The 18,535-nt window shown below is 45.6% G+C and carries 18 protein-coding genes; 10 read left to right on the top strand and 8 right to left on the bottom strand.

The window, feature by feature from the left end; all coding sequences use genetic code 11:
* Positions 1–35: 35 nt before the first annotated feature.
* Genes D1614_RS07140 through D1614_RS07110 form a run of 7 tightly spaced genes read right to left on the bottom strand, consistent with a single transcriptional unit; the run spans position 36 to position 6,677 of the window.
* A complete protein-coding gene (locus tag D1614_RS07140; RefSeq protein ID WP_119437202.1) occupies positions 36–611 on the bottom strand; it encodes a cbb3-type cytochrome c oxidase N-terminal domain-containing protein in 576 nt (191 codons plus the stop codon).
* Positions 612–622: 11 nt separating this feature from the next.
* On the bottom strand, positions 623–817 hold the full coding sequence (locus D1614_RS07135) for a cbb3-type cytochrome c oxidase subunit 3 (RefSeq protein WP_119437201.1): 195 nt from the start codon (positions 815–817) through the stop codon (positions 623–625).
* 6 nt (positions 818–823) lie between these two features.
* Positions 824–3,298, bottom strand: coding sequence for a cytochrome-c oxidase, cbb3-type subunit I (ccoN, locus tag D1614_RS07130; RefSeq protein ID WP_162304441.1), 2,475 nt, complete (start codon positions 3,296–3,298; stop codon positions 824–826).
* Positions 3,299–3,307: 9 nt separating this feature from the next.
* The gene (gene ccoS, locus D1614_RS07125) at positions 3,308–3,490 is read right to left on the bottom strand and encodes a cbb3-type cytochrome oxidase assembly protein CcoS (protein ID WP_119437200.1); all 183 of its coding nucleotides are present in this window, start codon (positions 3,488–3,490) and stop codon (positions 3,308–3,310) included.
* Positions 3,491–3,497: 7 nt separating this feature from the next.
* Positions 3,498–4,376, bottom strand: coding sequence for a c-type cytochrome (locus D1614_RS07120; RefSeq protein ID WP_119437199.1), 879 nt, complete (start codon positions 4,374–4,376; stop codon positions 3,498–3,500).
* 6 nt (positions 4,377–4,382) lie between these two features.
* Entirely contained in the window at positions 4,383–5,741 is a 1,359-nt protein-coding gene (nrfD, locus tag D1614_RS07115; protein ID WP_119437198.1) for an NrfD/PsrC family molybdoenzyme membrane anchor subunit, read from the bottom strand.
* 18 nt (positions 5,742–5,759) lie between these two features.
* Entirely contained in the window at positions 5,760–6,677 is a 918-nt protein-coding gene (locus D1614_RS07110; RefSeq protein WP_119437197.1) for a 4Fe-4S dicluster domain-containing protein, read from the bottom strand.
* Positions 6,678–7,352: 675 nt separating this feature from the next.
* On the opposite strand from D1614_RS07110, the gene D1614_RS07100 reads away from it, so the two are divergent.
* From D1614_RS07100 to D1614_RS07070, 7 genes are all read left to right on the top strand, one after another.
* Positions 7,353–8,171: an SCO family protein gene (locus tag D1614_RS07100; RefSeq protein ID WP_119437195.1), complete on the top strand. Its 819-nt coding sequence runs from the start codon at positions 7,353–7,355 to the stop codon at positions 8,169–8,171.
* A gap of 10 nt (positions 8,172–8,181) precedes the next feature.
* Positions 8,182–9,792 carry a cytochrome c oxidase subunit I gene (locus D1614_RS07095; protein ID WP_119437194.1) on the top strand — a complete coding sequence of 537 codons (1,611 nt, stop codon included), beginning with the start codon at positions 8,182–8,184 and terminating at the stop codon, positions 9,790–9,792.
* A 17-nt stretch (positions 9,793–9,809) separates the two neighbouring features.
* Entirely contained in the window at positions 9,810–10,433 is a 624-nt protein-coding gene (locus tag D1614_RS07090) for a cytochrome c oxidase subunit 3 family protein (RefSeq protein WP_119437193.1), read from the top strand.
* Positions 10,434–10,445: 12 nt separating this feature from the next.
* Positions 10,446–10,730 carry a cytochrome C oxidase subunit IV family protein gene (locus D1614_RS07085; RefSeq protein ID WP_119437192.1) on the top strand — a complete coding sequence of 95 codons (285 nt, stop codon included), beginning with the start codon at positions 10,446–10,448 and terminating at the stop codon, positions 10,728–10,730.
* Positions 10,731–10,732: 2 nt separating this feature from the next.
* On the top strand, positions 10,733–11,680 hold the full coding sequence (gene coxB, locus D1614_RS07080) for a cytochrome c oxidase subunit II (RefSeq protein WP_119437191.1): 948 nt from the start codon (positions 10,733–10,735) through the stop codon (positions 11,678–11,680).
* Positions 11,681–11,694: 14 nt separating this feature from the next.
* Positions 11,695–12,600 carry a protoheme IX farnesyltransferase gene (locus tag D1614_RS07075; protein WP_119437190.1) on the top strand — a complete coding sequence of 302 codons (906 nt, stop codon included), beginning with the start codon at positions 11,695–11,697 and terminating at the stop codon, positions 12,598–12,600.
* Positions 12,601–12,663: 63 nt separating this feature from the next.
* Complete coding sequence (locus D1614_RS07070; protein WP_119437189.1) at positions 12,664–13,923, top strand: DEAD/DEAH box helicase; 1,260 nt, start codon at positions 12,664–12,666, stop codon at positions 13,921–13,923.
* 57 nt (positions 13,924–13,980) lie between these two features.
* Here D1614_RS07070 and D1614_RS07065 read toward each other — a convergent pair whose 3' ends face one another.
* The gene (locus tag D1614_RS07065) at positions 13,981–15,261 is read right to left on the bottom strand and encodes a spondin domain-containing protein (RefSeq protein ID WP_119437188.1); all 1,281 of its coding nucleotides are present in this window, start codon (positions 15,259–15,261) and stop codon (positions 13,981–13,983) included.
* Between the two features lie 180 nt (positions 15,262–15,441).
* On the opposite strand from D1614_RS07065, the gene mnmA reads away from it, so the two are divergent.
* From mnmA to gmk, 3 genes are all read left to right on the top strand, one after another.
* A complete protein-coding gene (gene mnmA, locus D1614_RS07060) occupies positions 15,442–16,620 on the top strand; it encodes a tRNA 2-thiouridine(34) synthase MnmA (RefSeq protein WP_119437187.1) in 1,179 nt (392 codons plus the stop codon).
* A 195-nt stretch (positions 16,621–16,815) separates the two neighbouring features.
* Positions 16,816–17,691: a YicC/YloC family endoribonuclease gene (locus D1614_RS07055; protein ID WP_119437186.1), complete on the top strand. Its 876-nt coding sequence runs from the start codon at positions 16,816–16,818 to the stop codon at positions 17,689–17,691.
* Positions 17,692–17,776: 85 nt separating this feature from the next.
* Positions 17,777–18,343 (top strand): guanylate kinase, encoded by a 567-nt coding sequence (gmk, locus tag D1614_RS07050; protein ID WP_119437185.1) that lies wholly within the window; start codon positions 17,777–17,779, stop codon positions 18,341–18,343.
* Positions 18,344–18,535 lie beyond the last annotated feature (192 nt).

The following is an 18,535-nucleotide window of genomic DNA, read 5'->3' as shown; positions in this document are numbered from 1 at the left end:
GAAGCAACTTCCCCTCTCTTCTTTATATCTGTGAATTAGTTGTTACACTCAACACCCTGCGGATCTTTGGCATTTGCCGGATTCGAGTCCTTCATGCTAAGTATGTAACTGGCTACTTTCTGAATTTTCTCGTCACTGATCTGGCCTTTAAAAGCGGTCATCCCTTTGGCCGGAACCCCGTTTTTGATCACATTGAACACGCTTTGAATATCGCATCCGTGAATCCAGAATTTATCGGTAAGGTTAGGGCCAATCGCATTGCCTTCGCCGTTTAATCCGTGACAGGCCATACAAGCCATATCGGTGTAAATCTGTTTCCCTTCGGCCAGCGAGGCTTCATCGGTAAAGGCTACCAAGTCGTCAGCCGACAAAGATGCAATCTGGTATTTCTGATCGTGTTTTTCCGATTTACGGGCGTACTCAGCATCCTGGTGGTCGCCTTCTTTCAACCAAAAATAATAGGCACCGTAAATAATAGCCCAGCCAATGGTGATGTAGAAAAGCAGCATGATCCAGCGCGGAGGCGGATTGTCCAGCTCTTTTATTCCATCGTAGTCGTGATCCGTAATGTGATCATCCTGTTCGGTATGCTTTATTTTTTCTTCTGACATAGCTTTACGGTTTAATTTGAAGTGGTTATTTCTTCGGATTCGCCATCCGCCAGTATTGAGTTTTTTATGTTCTCCATTTCTTTGTCGGGCATTCGCATGGTACGAATGGTGATAACAATAAACAGCACCACAAAAATGAGCAATCCAACAATGTAAAAGATCTGGATTCCTTCAATACTCGTTAATAGGTCACTAACAATCTTCATTCGCTTTTATTTTTCCTGGTTCTGTTCGTGAAGTGTAATCAGCACATAACTTGCGAGTTGTGTGATTTGTTTTTCCGACAACATGTTTTTGTACGGAATCATTCCCTTGGCAACGTTTCCTTCAGCAATGGAATGGTACACATCGGCAGGTTTGTTGCCTTTGATCCACTCGTCGTCTACCAGGCTGGGGAAGGCAGGTGGTATTCCTTTTCCTTCCGGACCGTGGCAAACCACACAGTTGGCCTGGTAGAGTTTTTTGCCTGCCTCGAGGTCTTCCGGCGTGTCGAGCAGTGTTATTTCATGGGCCTGTTGTTGTTCGGCAGTTTCACCATGCTCTTCGGTCACCGCGGCATTTTCACTCATGATATCGCGCCCCAGTTTGTGGAGGTATGCAATCAATGCGATCATTTGTTTCTCGGGTGCCAGCTCAATTCCCGAAGCTTTCAGGTCGTCGGAAATTGTTTGTGCCTGTGCCATCAGATCAGCCACTGCTTTTTGGTCGTAACCTTCTTCGTAAGGAACTCCCAGCGTTTGCATCGCCCTGATTTTCTTCGGAGTCATGGTTACGTCCACGTTTTTAACCGCCAGCCACGCATAATTAGGCATAATGGATTCTTCGTTCATTTTCTGCGGATCCATGAAGTGGTTGTAGTGCCATGCTGCGTTTTTATACATGGGGCCTCCGATTACACCGGCACGGGCCAAATCAGGTCCGGTTCGGCGCGAGCCCCACTGGAACGGATAATCGTATACAAACTCACCGATTTTGGAGTATTCTCCGTAGCGGTCGGTTTCCCAGCGGAAGGGGCGAACCATTTGCGAGTGACACACATAACAGCCTTCGGCAACATAAATGTCACGTCCTTCCAACTCAAGCGGCGTATAAGGTGTAACCGACTCCAGTGTTGGAACATTTGACTTGATAAAGATCATCGGGATAATTTCCACTGCACCACCGATAGCCAATGCAACGAAAGTAAGAATTGAAAACCGCACAGCTTTGCGTTCCATCCAGCGGTGAACAGTTTCTGTAACCGGATTTCGTTTTCCTGCAAGTACAAGTGCCGGTGCTTCCGATGCTTCGTTGTTGATAAAACTACCGGCTTTCATTGTCTTGGCCAGGTTGAATACCATAATCAGGAAGCCTCCCAGAAATAAGAATCCGGCTACTACACGCACCATGTACATCGGTACAATTTGGGTGAGTGTTTCGAGGAAGTTCGGATACGCCAAAAATCCTTCGGGAGTATATTCCTGCCACATCAGCCATTGGGTAACAGCTGCCCAGTACAACGGAATTGCATACAGCAGGATGGCCAGTGTTGACATCCAGAAATGGATGTTGGCCAGTTTTTCTGAAAATAGTTTTGATTTGAATAATTTGGGAACCAGCCAGTACAACATCCCAAACACAAGGCCTCCGTTCCAGCCCATTCCGGCAATGTGAACGTGGGCGATGGTCCAGTCGGTAAAGTGAGTGATCTGGTTCACGGTTTTCAGCGACATCATCGGTCCTTCAAAGGTCGACATACCGTAAGCGGTTACACCCACTACCAGGAATTTCAGTGCCGCACTGTCGCGAACTTTGTCCCAGGCTCCTCTCAGCGTTAGTAATCCGTTGATCATACCTCCCCAGCTTGGAGCAATCAGCATGATCGAGAAGGTTACTCCCAGTGCCTGCGCCCATTCAGGTAATGCCTGGTAAAGCAGGTGGTGAGGTCCGGCCCACATATACAGGAAAATGAGCGACCAGAAGTGGATGATGGATAATTTATACGAGTAGATTGGCCGGTTGGCTGCTTTGGGCAGGTAGTAATACATTAGCCCCAGGAATGGCGTGGTAAGGAAGAAAGCCACGGCGTTGTGACCGTACCACCATTGTACCACAGCATCCTGTGCCCCGGCGTAAATCGAATAACTTTTGAATAAGGAGATGGGCAACTCAAAAGAGTTTACTACATGCAAAATGGCTACTCCCAGAAAAGTAGCCAGGTACCACCAAATGGCTGCGTAAATGTGCTGAACACGACGTACAATCAGTGTCCCGATCATGTTCCAGCCAAATATTACCCAGATAATGGTGATCATAATGTCGATCGGCCATTCCAGTTCGGCATATTCTTTACTGGTTGTGATTCCGGCCAGCAGGGTTACTGCCGCCAGCACAATAATGGTTTGCCAGCCCCAAAAATGAATTTTGCTCAAAGTATCGCTGAACATGCGGGTTTTGAGCAGCTTTTGCATGGAGTAGTAAACTCCCGCAAAAATGGCGTTTCCCACAAATGCAAAAATGATCGCATTGGTGTGCAGAGGCCGTACCCGCCCGAAAGTGGTATATTCCAATCCGAAGTTGAATACCGGGAACGCCAGTTGGGCCGCTGCCAGAATTCCAACAAGGATACCGACAACTCCCCAAACCAATGTGGCAAGGATAAACAGCTTAACAATTTTGTTGTCGTAGTAGAATTTTTGATTTTCCATAATCTGGATTTATGTCGTTTGTTTTTTTTCTTCGTTTATTTCCGTCTCCGGTTCATCGTCGTCGAATAATACCCTGATCGAAGGTGTCTCGTTGTCATCGAACTGGCCATTGCGCACCGCCCAGATAAAGGCTCCCAAAAAAATCAGGGCCGCCAGCAAACTCACTCCTATCAACAGGTAAAATATATTCATAACGATCTTATTCTTTTCCGAGGCGCCAGATCTTAAAAATCTGGAATACTACGTAAGCGATGGCCGCCCAGGCAGCGCCAACTGCACCCAGGTAGGATAACAATAACCAGGTTTGGATGTTTTCGTTGGTCGACCACAAAATTTCTTTTTTGATCAGCTTGGGTTGCGGCTTGAGTTGCCCTACTTTAGCGGCATCCAGCACAACATTGTCGGTAATATAGGCTTCATCCAACTGAACCACAATGTTTACCATCCCGTTTTCGTCACCGATCAGTGTTTCCGGAATTTTGTATTCCGCACGGCCGTCGGCATTGGTAAGCACTTCTCCGATTGGCAGGTTTCCAAAAGCTTTTTTAGCCGAGATTTTTACGGCAGCGTCGGTTAAGGTTACAAACGACCCGTTGGCGTCTTCCACTTCAGCAAAAATCTCCACTTTCTTTTCTACTTCGTTGACCGAAGCCAGCAGTTTTGCTTTTTTAGGCGGAGCATCTACCAAAAGTTGTTCGCGCGAAGGATCAAAGTTCCGGATAAAGTTGATCAGTCTCCAGCGGTCGTCATCCGAAATGGTAATCTCGAACTGAGGCATTCCACCTCGTCCTTTGGTGATTTTGTAGTGCAGTTCCCCATCGGTGTTGTTCTGCATTTTCTCCGACACCACATCCGGTGGTGCAGGCACAAGGGGTAAGCCGTTGTGTTTTCCGGGATCGCCGTGGCACGACTTACAGTTTTTCATGTACAGGTCTTTCCCTTTTTTTACGTTGGAAAGATTGTATTCCGACGGATTGGTTAAGGTTTTCTGATCATCCGGAACCAACCATTCCTGCGCCAATCCCTGAAAAACAGACATCAGGGCAATTACCAGTGTAAGTATGATTTGCTTCTTCATCTTTCCTTATTTTTTGGGTTCCGAAATAATTTCTCTTGAAATGCCCTTTTCTTCTGCATATTCCCAGATCGTAATTACGGGGAACATTTTGGCCAGGACCGTAATAATCAGCAAGGCCGCCATAAACGAAAACACCGTAATCATGATTTCGATGCTGGTGGGCGCGTAATGCTGAAAATTCTCGGGTACATTCTGAACCGGCAGAAATGGATGCTCCAGGGTGGGGATTACAATAATGTAACGCTTGAACCACGAAGCGATCAGCACAAACACCGAAATGATTGTAATAGGTACCGGTTTCCTGAAGTATTTGTTTACCATCAGTGTAATCGGAAGCAGCAACCCGAAAAATTGCGTGGCCCAAAACATGGTGGAATATTTACCGGTAAACAGGTTGGAAAGGTGAATACTTTCAGCCGTTTTCATTTTATAACCCGGAACCAGGAATTCGTTGATGTTGAAATAAAGATAAACCAGGCAAACCAACACAAACAGTTTTCCCATCATGTTGAAGTGGTAATCTTCAAAATAATCTTTTAGTCCGTAGCGCGTACGGTACAGGAACATGACAATGATAACCGCGGCTACACCGGCCACAAAGGCACCGGCCACGAAATAGGGTCCGAAAATAGTGGTGTCCCAGCCCGAGCGTAAAGTGGCGGCAAACAGCCACGAAGTAACGGTATGGATTGAAAGCCCCACCGGGATGATCAAAATCATCAGGATACGCATGGCATGCGCGATCAGTTTGTATTGTTCGGCATGGCCTTTCCAGCCCAGGGCAAGGATGCGGTATATATTTCTTTTCCATTGCGGAATGTCATCAGTGCCTTTATCGCGCAGCAAGGCCAAATCCGGAATCAATGGTAAATAATACAGCAACACCGAGATGGTGAGATAAGTGGTTACCACCGTAACGTCCCAGATAATGGGCGAAGCAAAACGTCCGTGCAGGAACACATTCAGAAAGCGGTCGGGGCGCCCCATGTCGGTTACTATAATGATACCGGCCAGCGCAACGGCAGCAATTGCCACTTGTTCGGCAACACGCGAGATTACTTTCGACCACTTTATTTTCAAAAGATGCAAAGCCGAACTGATGAGGAAGCCGATCAGACTAACGGCCACAAAAAATACAAAGTTGGCAATGTACATTCCCCACGACACATAATCGCGCATTCCGGTAACGCCAAGTCCGTCGCGTATCTGGATCCCCCAGCCCCACAATCCGACGAGGGCAAAGATGATCAGTAAAAAGTACCAAAAGTTGGTGAACTCGTCGCGTTTTACAATGGAACGCGTGAGATCGAATGTAATTTTATCTAGCAGCTTCCGGGATTCTTCCGGTGATTTGACTTTATCCATGTTGCTGATATTAGTTGATTATGAATGGTGTTGATCAATTTCTCCCTGGAATGGAAATGCCCTGTCTTTTGGAGGAAGATAGTAAACCCTTGGTTTGGTACCGAGTTCTTCCATTAACGTGTACGCTGCATTGTCTTTAATTAACTTGCTAAAGCTGGTTGTTTCGTGTGTAGTTCCGTTGGTAACGGCATCTTCGTTCTGGTCGCCAAACCAGTAAACGCCGTTCGGACAGGCTGATACGCACGAGGGAAGTTTACCATCGCGCAAACGGTCGGCACTAAACAAACATTTAGAAATGGTTCCTTTTTTCTGCGGAACATTGGCTTCGATATTATAGGTTACGCCTTCGTATTTTTCGGCGTCGCGTGGTTCAAACCAGTTGAAAACCCTTGCTGAATACGGGCAGGCAGCAATACAGAAACGGCATCCGATGCAACGTTCGTTGTCGATCAGCACAATCCCGTCTTCGCGTTTGAAAGTGGCATTTACCGGGCAAACCTTGGTACAGGGCGGGTTATCGCAATGCTGACAGGGCTTGGGCATGTAGTACGGAGCCGTATTTTCGGCATCCTGCATCTGCAATACATTAATATGATGCTGTTCGGGCCGGAGCTGGTGGTGGTTCTGGCAGGCTTTCATACACTGGCGCGCATTCCGGCATTTCGAAAGGTCAATTACCATTACAAATTTTCTTCCGGGTAAGCCTTCGCGACCACGCTTTTGATTTTCCGACAAACTTGGCAGGTCGGCAGGTTTTAGCTGCGATTTATCCACTTTCATCAACTCGCCGCTTGAAGTTAACAAGGTGATTGTGTCGCTGTTGGTGGAGGCCACCTGGGTACAGGAATTCAAAATTGACGATCCACCGACTACTCCTGCTGCTCCGATAGATACTCCAAGAGCTTTCACAAAGCTTCTGCGCGATTTCTTTTCCATAAAACTGACAATTTTTATCAACTAATTCAGAGGAACTAACATTCCTTCTGTAGCGAAATTATAAAATATGGGGATCGTTCCAAATAACAATTTTTCGTTAAGAATAAAAGACAAAAATGTCTCAGATAGCTAGGTGAGAGTTAGTTACAGCGTAAAATGGTAAAAAAATCAACTTTTATTTTTGAATAAACAATTGAGTAGAACGGCAATAGCAGTCATTAGTAAATTTTCGTGAAATTTTGTGTGAACAAACTAAAACCGGGGATTGTTCCATTGGGTTTTTCGCTTGAAGGGGTAGTTCAACATAAAGTCGATCCAGGGAATGAATTTATATGTTGTAAAACATATTTTAAATAAGCTTTTCAGCTTTTGACCTTGTGAAAATAATCATTTCTCTTGAATTTTTCTCCCTTTTTCATCGGATGTTTCCTGCGTTTTTTGGCATTTGTGTTCTGAACAAATGATTTTTTGGTGGATAGGCTGACTCAGGCAAATTCGAAAAACATTAAGAAACAGCAGTTTTGCATAAACATTCAGAAGCTTTTGTGGTTTTATTAACGAACAATTTGAGTCGATTGTCTTTTTTGCTTGGATGTCTTTTGTCTGAAACCAATGGCAGACAAGCAAATCAGAGTAAAGGATAAAAGACAGAGCCTGCTAAAACTGGATTAAAAAATGAGAAATCAGCTTATCATAAAATTACTGATTGTCACTGTACTTCTTTTTTGGGGTGGTAAAGCCATCCTGGCTCAGGAGGTTATTAATCCTTCAGCCAGTGCCGATGATGTGGAAATCGGAGTAGTTGAACATCTCGATGATTTTCTTCCCGATAGTATTTCGCTTATCAACGAAGCTGGGGAGCAGGTTTGGCTGGCCGATCTTATTGATAAACCCACCATCATCAACTTTGTATATTACCGTTGCCCCGGAATTTGCAGCCCGCTGATGGAAGCGGTGGCAGGTGTGATGGACAAGTCGGAGTTAATACCGGGAAAAGATTACCAGGTGCTGACCATCAGTTTTGATCCCACCGAAACCATCGATCTGGGGATTCGCAAAAAAAACAATTACCTGAACCTGATGAACAATGCCGACAAAGTGGAAGCCGCAAAAACCGGGTGGAAATATTTTGTCTCGGACACGGCCAGTATTTTAAGGGCTACCACGGCAACAGGTTTTAAATACAAAAAAACTGGCAACGATTATTTGCATGCGGCATCGCTGACAGTTGTCAGCCCCGATGGCAAAATAACCCGCTACCTGAACGGTTTGTACTTTTTGCCTTTTGAATGGAAAATGGCGATTGTGGAAGCCTCCAAAGGACAGTCGGGACCTACCCTCAACAAGGTTTTACGGTTTTGTTATTCATACGACCCGCAAGGTCAAACATATGTACTAAATGTCACAAAAATTGGCGGAACACTGATCATGTTTTTTGCTGTGGTGTTGCTGCTTGTTTTGGTAATAAAACCAAAACGTAAGAAGTCAATTTAAATAAAACTTTATGCAAACAACTGCTGTTAACGGAGCAAATTATTTAACCTATCAGGGAAAGTACAAAGGTTTGCTCGGATGGATTTTATCAACAGATCACAAAAGAATCGGACTGTTGTATCTGTATTCAATAGCTACCATGTTTACAACAGGTGTATTACTGGGGCTGGCCATGAAATTCGAATTGCTGGCTCCCGGAAAAACCATCATGGAAGCCCAGACTTACAATTCGGTTTTTACCGTTCATGGTGTGATCATGATATTTATGGTGGTGGTCCCCGGACTGCCGGCAGTTTTTGGTAACCTGATGTTGCCGATTATGATCGGCGCACGCGATGTAGCTTTCCCAAAACTGAACCTGCTGTCGTGGTGGTTGTATGTGGCCGGAGTTTTCCTGGTACTGGCAGCTTTGCTTTTTGGTAAAGGGTCGCCCGACACCGGCTGGACTTTTTACGCACCTTACAGTTTTAAAACAGGAACAAACATGTTACCGGCCATTTTTGGCGCCTTTGTATTAGGGTTTTCATCCATTCTTACCGGGCTGAACTTTTTGGTAACCATTCACCGCTTACGGTGTAAAGGAATGAAGTGGATGAAACTGCCGCTTTTTGTTTGGACGCTGTACGGAACCGCCTGGATTCAGCTTTTGGCAACGCCGGTGGTAGGTATCACCCTGGTACTGGTAGCGCTGGAGCGTGTGTTTGGTGTCGGTATTTTTGACCCTGCACTGGGAGGTGATCCCATCCTTTACCAGCATTTATTCTGGATTTATTCGCATCCGGCGGTTTACATCATGATACTTCCGGCCATGGGGGCGATTTCTGAGATTATACCGACTTTTGCACAAAAACATATTTTTGGGTACAAAGCACTCATCGCTTCAACAATGGCCATTGCATTTGTGGGATACCTTGTTTGGGGACACCACATGTTCACGGCCGGGATGAGCGGAACAGCCCAGTATTATTTCTCGCTGTTGACATTTATAGTGGCGATTCCGAGTGCCATTAAGGTGTTCAACTGGATTTCGACCCTGTACAAAGGATCGATCAATGTTCAAACTCCCTTTTACTGGGCGGTGTCGTTTATTTTTGTTTTTATGATCGGTGGTTTAAGCGGCCTTGTTCTGGGAGCTCTGGCAACCGATGTTCATGTACACGACACGGCTTTTGTGGTAGCGCATTTCCACTACATCGTATTTGGCGGAACAGGTTTTGCCTTTTTTGCCGCCATTCATTACTGGTTCCCAAAAATTTTTGGGCGAATGTATGATAAAGCCTGGGCCAACACCGGCTGGCTGGTTTTCTTTGTTGGTTTCCTGGCACTTTATACGCCCATGTTTTACCTGGGAATGATGGGGATGCCCCGCCGTTATTACGACTACCTCGAAGAATTCCATGGTGGTAACATCCTGAGTACGTTCGGTTCCTGGGTACTGGTAACCGGTTTCATTATCATTGTGGTGAACCTGGTGCGTTCAGCCCGAAAAGGAGCGCCTGCCGAAGCCAATCCATGGCACGGTAGAACCCTCGAATGGACCGTTCCATCGCCTCCTCCGGTGTTGAACTTTGACGAAGAACCGGTACTCGGAGAAAAAGACGGACCTTACAATTACGAATAAAACTTAACTAAACGGATATGGAACATGCACATCATGTAGAACATCCCGATATGTACGATGCCGAGTCGTCGAAAGTCGGCATGTGGTTGTTTATATTTACTGAATTACTGCTTTTTGGAGCGCTGTTCGTTATTTACGCAGTGTACCGCTATATGAACCCCGAGGCATTTCACCTGGCAGGCGAGGAGTTGAACCGGGTTATCGGGACAGTGAATACCGTTATCCTGCTGATAAGTAGTATGACCATTGCCATGGCTACTACTGCTTTGCAAAAAGGACAGCGAAATGTGGCGATAGCCCTGGTGAGTGTCACTTTTGTGATCGGGCTTGCTTTTTTGGTCAATAAATACTTTGAGTGGGGAGTGAAATTTTCGCACGGAATCTGGCCGGGATCAGAACACATGATGAACGAAATGAGCCACGGCGAGGTTTTGTTTTTCGGATTGTACTTCGTAATGACCGGCTTGCATGCCCTGCACATCATCATCGGGATGGCGATCATGGTTTTTGCCGTACGTGGCCTTGTACGAGGGAAAGTGCATCCCGACCGGCCTTCGCTGCTCGATAATTGCGGACTGTACTGGCACCTGGTCGACCTGATCTGGATTTTCCTGTTCCCGTTATTTTACTTAATACACTAAAACTAAATCAATATGTCCGGAGAAAAGCATCACATAGTTCCCTATCGGCTGTATTTTGTTGTGTTGATTGCCTTACTGGCTCTCACTTTTGCGTCGGTATGGATCACCAGCATCGAACTGCGGGACTATACGGTGGCAGCTGCCTTATTGTTTGCAATAGTTAAATCATATCTGGTTTTGAACTATTTCATGCACCTGAAATACGATAAACCTTATATCAAGATTATGGTCGGCTTTGTGTTCGCCATCTTTTTGGTGATGATAGTGATAACCTTTTTAGATTACCTTTATAGATAGCTATGAACTCAGAAGTGACTCAAGCCTCAAATTTTGTACAAGGTGTTGACACGGCCTTTATTATAATCCTGGCAATATGTTTCATATTCCTGATTGGTTTAACGGCTGTTATGTTGTATTTCATTTACAAGTACAATAAAAAGAAAAATCCGAAACCGACTCAGATCGAGGGAAGTACAAAACTGGAGATCATCTGGACGATCATTCCGTTTTTGCTGACCATGCTGATGTTTTATTATGGCTGGGCAGGCTGGAAACCCATGCACAAGCCGCCAAAAGATGCCATGGAAGTAACGGTTTACGGCCGGATGTGGAATTTTAGTTTTGAATACGATAACGGGAGAAGGTCGGATACCTTGTTTCTTCCGAAAGACAAACCGGTGAAACTGAACTTGGTGGCGATGGATGTACTGCACAGTTTGTACATTCCGGCTTTCCGGGTAAAACAGGACATGGTGCCCGGAAAGAAAGACAATTTTATGTGGTTTGAACCGCAGAAAGAAGGAACTTACGAATTGTTTTGTGCCGAGTATTGCGGTTTGCAGCACTCCTACATGTATACCTATGTGGAGGTTATGAAAGATTCGGCTTTTCAGGCCTGGATTGCCGATACTACAAGTGTGGCAGCTTCGGTGGCAGCGGTTGAATCGCCTGCAGCTACCGGAAAACGGATTATGCAGAATATTGGCTGTTTTGCCTGCCATACCATCGACGGAACCCGCCTCGTTGGGCCAAGTTTTAAAGGAATCTGGGGCGAAACACAAACTGTTGTAACCGGGCGTGATAAACGCGAGGTTACCGTGGATGAAGAATACATCAAACGCTCGATATTTGATCCGAATGCTGATATTGCTGACGGCTATCAGAAAGGGCTGATGCTGACGTATGAAGGGCAACTTTCAGACGATGATGTAAACAATATTATTGAATACCTGAAAACATTGAAATAAGAAAAGCTGGCAGAATGGAAGGGTCGTTGAGTATGCTGGAAACAAATAAAACGCTTGATTTTAAGCAGCAGCTGAAGGTGATTTACGAATTGGGTAAAGTTCGTATATCGCTGCCCATTGCCCTTTCTGCCATTACCGGTTATGTTTTGTTTGGGCACGTAATGGATGCGCAGGGCTGGTTGCTGGCCCTGGGGGTTTTCCTGATGTCGTGCAGTTCGAGTGTGATCAACCACTGGCAGGAGCGGCACCTCGATGCACAAATGCCCCGCACCAAGGACCGCCCGATTCCTTCCGGAAGAATCAGCGCCAATGGAGCCTTGATGCTGGCAGTAGCTTTTGCGCTAACAGGTTCGGTTATTTTGCTGGTTTCAAGTCCGGTGATGGCCCTGGTTTTAAGTTGGGCGACATTGTTTTTTTACAACGGTGTTTACACGCCCATGAAAAAAATATCAGCGTTTGCGGTTATTCCCGGCTCCATGGTGGGCGCTTTGCCTCCAATGATCGGATGGGCCGCTGCCGGAGGAAGCCTTACTTCCGAAGTAATTCTGATTGTGGCCGCTTTCTTTTTTATCGGGCAAATTCCGCATTTCTGGCTGTTGCTGCTCATGTTTGGCGAGCAATACCAAAAAGCCAGCATGCCCAGTTTAAATCAGCTTTTTAGCAGCGACCAGATCAAGCGCGTAACCTATGCCTGGGTGCTGACCACCATTGCTTCCGCATTACTGGTCCTCTTTTTTGTGGTGCAAAACCGCATTGTCATGTTTTTTCTGATTTTTTATATTTTTTACCTGCTTTTTTCCCTTACCCTGGCCGTTTTTATGCAAAAGGAATTCAAGGTCAGGCCCGCATTTTACAAGCTAAACTTTCTTTATTTGTTTATGATGATCTTTCTGATTGTCGACAGTTTGGTAAAGAGTTGATTCACGGATAAGTTTGGTGGCTTTAATTTCGTTAACTTTGCAGCATCGAAATTTATTTTTTACATGAAATTTTCAGAACTCGGAATACACGATGACCTCTTGGATGCCATCGAATACATGGGATTTAAAGAAGCTACTCCTATACAGGAACAAGCGATCCCCATTATTTTGGATGGTCACGACATGATCGCCTGCGCACAGACAGGAACCGGTAAAACAGCCGCTTTTCTGCTCCCCGTGCTCGATCTGATCGCTGATTTACCCGGAGGTGAAACATCTACACTTATCATAGTTCCTACACGCGAACTGGCCATGCAGATTGATCAGCAGGTTCAGGGAATCGGATACACAATGGGCATCCATTCCATTGCGCTTTACGGAGGTGGTGACGGCGATGAATGGGGACAACAAAAAACGGCGCTTACAAAAGGAGCAGATATCATAGTTGCAACACCCGGGAAACTGATTTCGCATTTGAACCTGGGATATGTGAAGTTTGATACCATCGAATTCCTGATTCTGGATGAGGCCGACCGTATGCTCGACATTGGTTTTTATGACGACATTGTGAAGATCATTTCCTATCTGCCCAAAAACCGGCAAACACTCATGTTTAGTGCTACCATGGCACCAAAGATCCGGAAACTGGCTTCCCAGATTCTGCACGAGCCAAAGGAAATAAACATTGCTATATCCAAACCGGCTGAAGGAGTTTTGCAAGCTGCCTACCTGATTTACGATAAACAGAAAAATGACCTGGTAGCTCATCTTATTAATGAGAATCCGGAGTATGACAGCATACTTATCTTTTGCTCAACCAAACGTGCCACCACTGAACTGGCCCGCGTTCTGAAAAGAAGGAAGTTTGAAGCTGAGGCCATTTCTTCTGATCTGGAACAATCGGAACGGGAAGCAGTGTTAAATGGATTTCGTTCCAAGCGAATCCGGATTTTGGTAGCTACCGATGTAATGAGCCGTGGAATCGACATCAAAGACATTAACCTGGTGATTAATTACGATGTGCCGGGTGATGCCGAAGATTACGTGCACCGTGTTGGGCGTACCGCACGTGCCGATTCAACCGGAGTGGCTCTGACGCTGGTGAACGAAGACGACATGTACAAATTTCACCAGATTGAAACGTTGATCGAGCGGGAAGTTTTTAAAATACCAATGCCTGAACAATTTGGTTCCGGACCGGAATGGAAAGTGCCAGCCAAAGGAAGGAAAAAGGGAAAAGGTAGTTTTCATAAGTTTAAAAACCAAGGCGGGGGAGGTCAGCCCCAGCACCGAAAGAATTACCAGAATAAAAAGAAAAAATAAAATCCACCGGCTTCCACCGGCGGATTCTTTCTCAAAGTCTTTCCCTCAACAATCAGACTACTTCTTGTTTTTGTGGATGGTAACTTTTATGATCTTGTCAACTGCCGGATAAGTAAATCCGTCATCAAGCAAACGTACCAAACCGCCTTCGTCTTCATCCATTGATTTTGTTCCGGGGTATTCATTTACCTCGGTTCCTGCATCCCACAGCATTACTTCGTGTGTAATGTCCTCAATGTCGTTCCCAAAGGCCAGTTTAATGCCCCCGTCGCCAAAGGCAAAGAAAATGTCGTTGGAATTTCCAAGCATACTTGCAATGCTTAAATACTGATTTGGTTTTGCATCAACAGAGAAAGTGTATTTATCGCCGGGGAACAAGGGGCCTGCTGCATTCGATCCGTCCGGAATCGCATAGGCACCAGCGTTGTAATCCATGGAAATCAGGCTGGCTGCAAGGTCTCCCGGATTTCCGGTTTCTGCCAGCAATTCCAGTCCTTCTCCCCGGTCGGGAGTATTGGCGGTGAAAATCGGCATTTCATCTTTTTCGTGAACTGCCCAAAGTACTGGTGCAACGGGCGATACATAACCACTGTTCCAGGTCAGGTAGTGAGACAACGGACCCGGATTTCCGGTTTCTGCCAAATCTTCCAGGCCTTTGTCCCAATCGGTCATGCCGGCTTCAAAAATCGGATTTTCCATGCTGTGTACCACCCAGGCTACCGGAGAAACAGCAGTAGTAGCTCCGGCAAGCACCTCTATGGTTACGGTGAACATGTGGCCGCCGTTGTAGTCGAGCATCACTTTCAGATTGGTAGCTACGGTACCGTAGTCGTAGCCATCGCCAACTTCCGACATAAGTTGAACCGGATCATCGGTATCTGCGCCGTTGTGCGGATTATCCGGTCCGGGCATCTGATTCATCTGGGTTCCGGCATCCCACAGCATAATTTGCGAGGTAATGTTGCCGGTAACCGGAGTGCCGTTGTCGTAAAGCGCTATTCCCTGTCCGGAAGGTGCATAAAAACCATCGTTCGAGAGACCGTACATGGTGGCAAACGATAGTTTGTGAGCAGGTCCGGCGTGGAACGAAAAAGTAAACGAATGCCCCGGGAAAGCAGGCCCGGCTTCGCTTTCTCCATCCGGGACGGCAACTGCCCCCGCCTCAAAAAACTTGTAATTTGTCGAGACATTTTCAACCGTTACGGTATACATCTTAGAGGGAACAACATCCGGTAGGCTTCCTTTTTTTAGTACAGGTTCTTCCATTTCGTCTTGCATACACTGGGTAAACAAAACAGCAACAATTGCTAAACTCAATAATAAACGAAGTGATTTCATAACGATATAATTTATGGTGAATAATCTGAACCAAAGGTCCGGGGAAAGTATCACGGAAGTGTCACAAAGAATTCAACTTTTGGTAAAACTTTGAGATTGAACGGGATAAAACTGCTTAACAAATCCTCATTTTTCAGAAGCTGTTTGCAGAATTGGATTTTATCTTTCTACTTTTGCGCCATGAAAAGAGTGGTTGTAGGATTATCGGGCGGAGTTGATTCGAGCGTAGCTGCTTATTTGCTGAAAAAGCAGGGCTACGATGTGATCGCACTGTTTATGATCAATTATCATGAACGCGAAGGTGTGCTTACCAGCTCGTGTACCTGGGAAGAAGATTCGCTGATTGCCAAAATGGTGGCCAGAAAACTGGATATTCCGTTTCATATTGTTGATTTAAGCAAGGATTATAAAAAGCGGGTGGTGGATTATATGTTTGCCGAATACCAGGCAGGCCGCACACCTAATCCCGACGTGCTGTGTAACCGGGAAATTAAATTTGATACCTTCCTGGACGAAGCGATGAAATTTGATGCCGATTATGTGGCTACCGGGCATTATTGCCGGAAAAGCGAAGTAGAGGTAAACGGCGAAACCATTCATCAGTTGCTGGCCGGGAAAGATCCGAACAAAGATCAGAGTTATTTTTTGTGCCAGTTGAGCCAGGAGCAGCTATCGAAAGCCATGTTTCCGATCGGGGAATTGTTAAAACCCGAGGTGCGCGAAATTGCACGCGAGCAAAATCTTCCCACTGCCGAACGTAAGGATTCGCAGGGAATCTGTTTTGTGGGGAAAGTGGATCTTCCTACTTTTCTACAGCAACAGCTCGAACCTAAAACCGGTAACGTGATTGAAATTCCGGCGGCTTTCATGGAAAAGAAAAAGCAGTTGGAAATAACAGAAGAAAATTACCGGAAGTTGTGTTTTCCGTTTCCGTATAAACCCTGGAACGGAGAAGTGATTGGGGAGCATGAAGGCGCTCATTTTTACACCATCGGGCAACGAAAAGGCCTGAACATTGGCGGCCACAAAGAACCGCTGTTTGTGATTGGTACCGATGTAAAACGCAATATTGTGTATGTGGGCGAAGGTCAGAATCATCCGGGATTGCACCGGAAAGGCTTGTTTATTGCCAACGAAGACATGCACTGGATCAGAACCGATTTGAAAATGAAAGTGGGCGAGAAGCGCGATTATGATATCCGCATCCGTTACCGTCAGCCCCTGGAAAAAGGAAGCATTCATTTGCGCGAAGACGGCGCCTGGTTTTTATTCGAAAACGAGCAGCGTGGCATTACTTCTGGGCAGTTTGCAGCCTGGTACGACGGTGATGAACTGATTGGCTCCGGAGTTATTACCTGAGGTCGAAGGATGGATGGACTGATAGACTGCCTCAGGGTTAAGAGGTTAACGTTCAGAGTTGAGATTCGCGATTTGTGATCGCTATTAAATTCAAAATCACGCATTCAGTATCGAGAATCACGGCTCCATGATCAAGATCCTGTATTCCGCTCAATATTACAGACTTTATACTAAATTTGAACAAAAATTGTACATATGATAAAATCGATGACCGGCTTTGGAAAAGCAGAATTGGAAGTAAACAACAAGAAAATAACCATCGAAATAAAGTCGCTGAATAGCAAGCAAATCGATATCAATACCCGGACTCCCGTTTTGTACCGCGAAAAAGACATAGAAATCCGTAAGATAATTTCGGACAAACTGGTTCGCGGAAAAGTGGATTTCAACATTTATGTGGAAAGCCTGGGAGAAGAAAGTAATTCGAAGATCAACGAGCAAATTCTAAAGGGCTATTTTCTTCAACTCAAAGACATTGGCGCCGAATTGGGCGTTGCAACCGATCATCGAACCCTGCATGCAGCCATGCGTTTGCCCGACGTGGTAAAAACCGAATACGAGTCACTTGACGAGGAGGAATGGGAAATCATCGAAGCAAATATTAAAAAAGCGCTGGATGATATCGATTCTTTCCGTGACAAGGAAGGTTTGGCGCTGGAAGCCGATATTCTCGGAAATGTAAAAAGCATTCATCAGCTGCTGAAGGATGTTGAACCTTTTGAAAAACAGCGGATCGAAGCCGTAAAAACAAGGCTGATGGATAACCTGGAAAGCCTGAAAATGAATGGCAACGTGGATCAGAACCGTTTTGAGCAGGAGTTGATCTTTTACCTCGAGAAACTGGATATCAACGAAGAAAAAGTGCGCTTGAACAACCACTGTAATTATTTTTACGAAACGGCCGGTTTAAAAGAGTCTTCCGGGAAAAAGCTGGGTTTTATTTCACAGGAAATTGGCCGCGAAATCAACACCATCGGTTCAAAAGCCAACGACAGCAACATTCAGCGCATTGTAGTTCACATGAAAGATCACCTGGAAAGAGTGAAGGAGCAGTTGCTGAATGTTCTTTAGTTTAGTGTTCAGAGTTCAAAGTTCAGTGAATTTCATGATAGGAAACAGCTCGCGGCTCAACGCTTGTGGCTCATAGCTCAAAAATATGAAAGGAAAGCTTATTATATTTTCTGCTCCGTCGGGAGCCGGTAAAACCACCATTGTACGTCATTTACTCGGGAAGGGATTTAACCTCAAGTTTTCGGTTTCGGCCACTTCGCGTGCGCCGCGCACTACCGAAACCCATGGCAAGGATTACTACTTTCTTGCTGAACCTGAGTTCAAGGAAAGAATAGCGAAAAACGATTTTCTGGAATGGGAGGAAGTGTATGCCGGTATTTTTTACGGAACACTCAAAAGCGAGGTGGAACGCATTCGTGAAGAAGGTAAAAACGTAATTTTTGATGTGGACGTTATTGGCGGACTAAATATCAAAAAATACTACGGAGATGAGGCGCTGGCAGTGTTTGTGCAGCCTCCGTCGGTAGAGGAGTTACGCAAGCGTTTAACCGCGCGTTCAACCGAAACCGAAGAGAAGATTGCCATGCGAATTGCAAAAGCAGAGCATGAACTAAGCTTTGCTCCCCAGTTTGACGTGGTAATTGTAAACGACCAACTCGAGGAAGCCTGTGTTGAGGTGGAAAAGGTGCTTGGAAATTTCTTGGCGAATTAACTTTTTGAGGTCATGCTGAACTCGGTTCAGCATCTCTTGGGAGAAGGGTCTTTTGTTGGAAAACCGCTGTATCAGACAAGGTTATCAGGTGTCCAATGCAGAATCAATGTCGTTTAGTTAGCGATTATAGACTTCGACTTCGCTCAGTCTGACAGTCACCCTGAGCGGAGTCGAAGGGTGCATTATCTTCCG

It is taken from the genome of Maribellus luteus, assembly GCF_003576475.1.
Taxonomy (GTDB): domain Bacteria; phylum Bacteroidota; class Bacteroidia; order Bacteroidales; family Prolixibacteraceae; genus Draconibacterium; species Draconibacterium luteum.
This window is presented reverse-complemented; position numbering and strand designations above follow the sequence as displayed.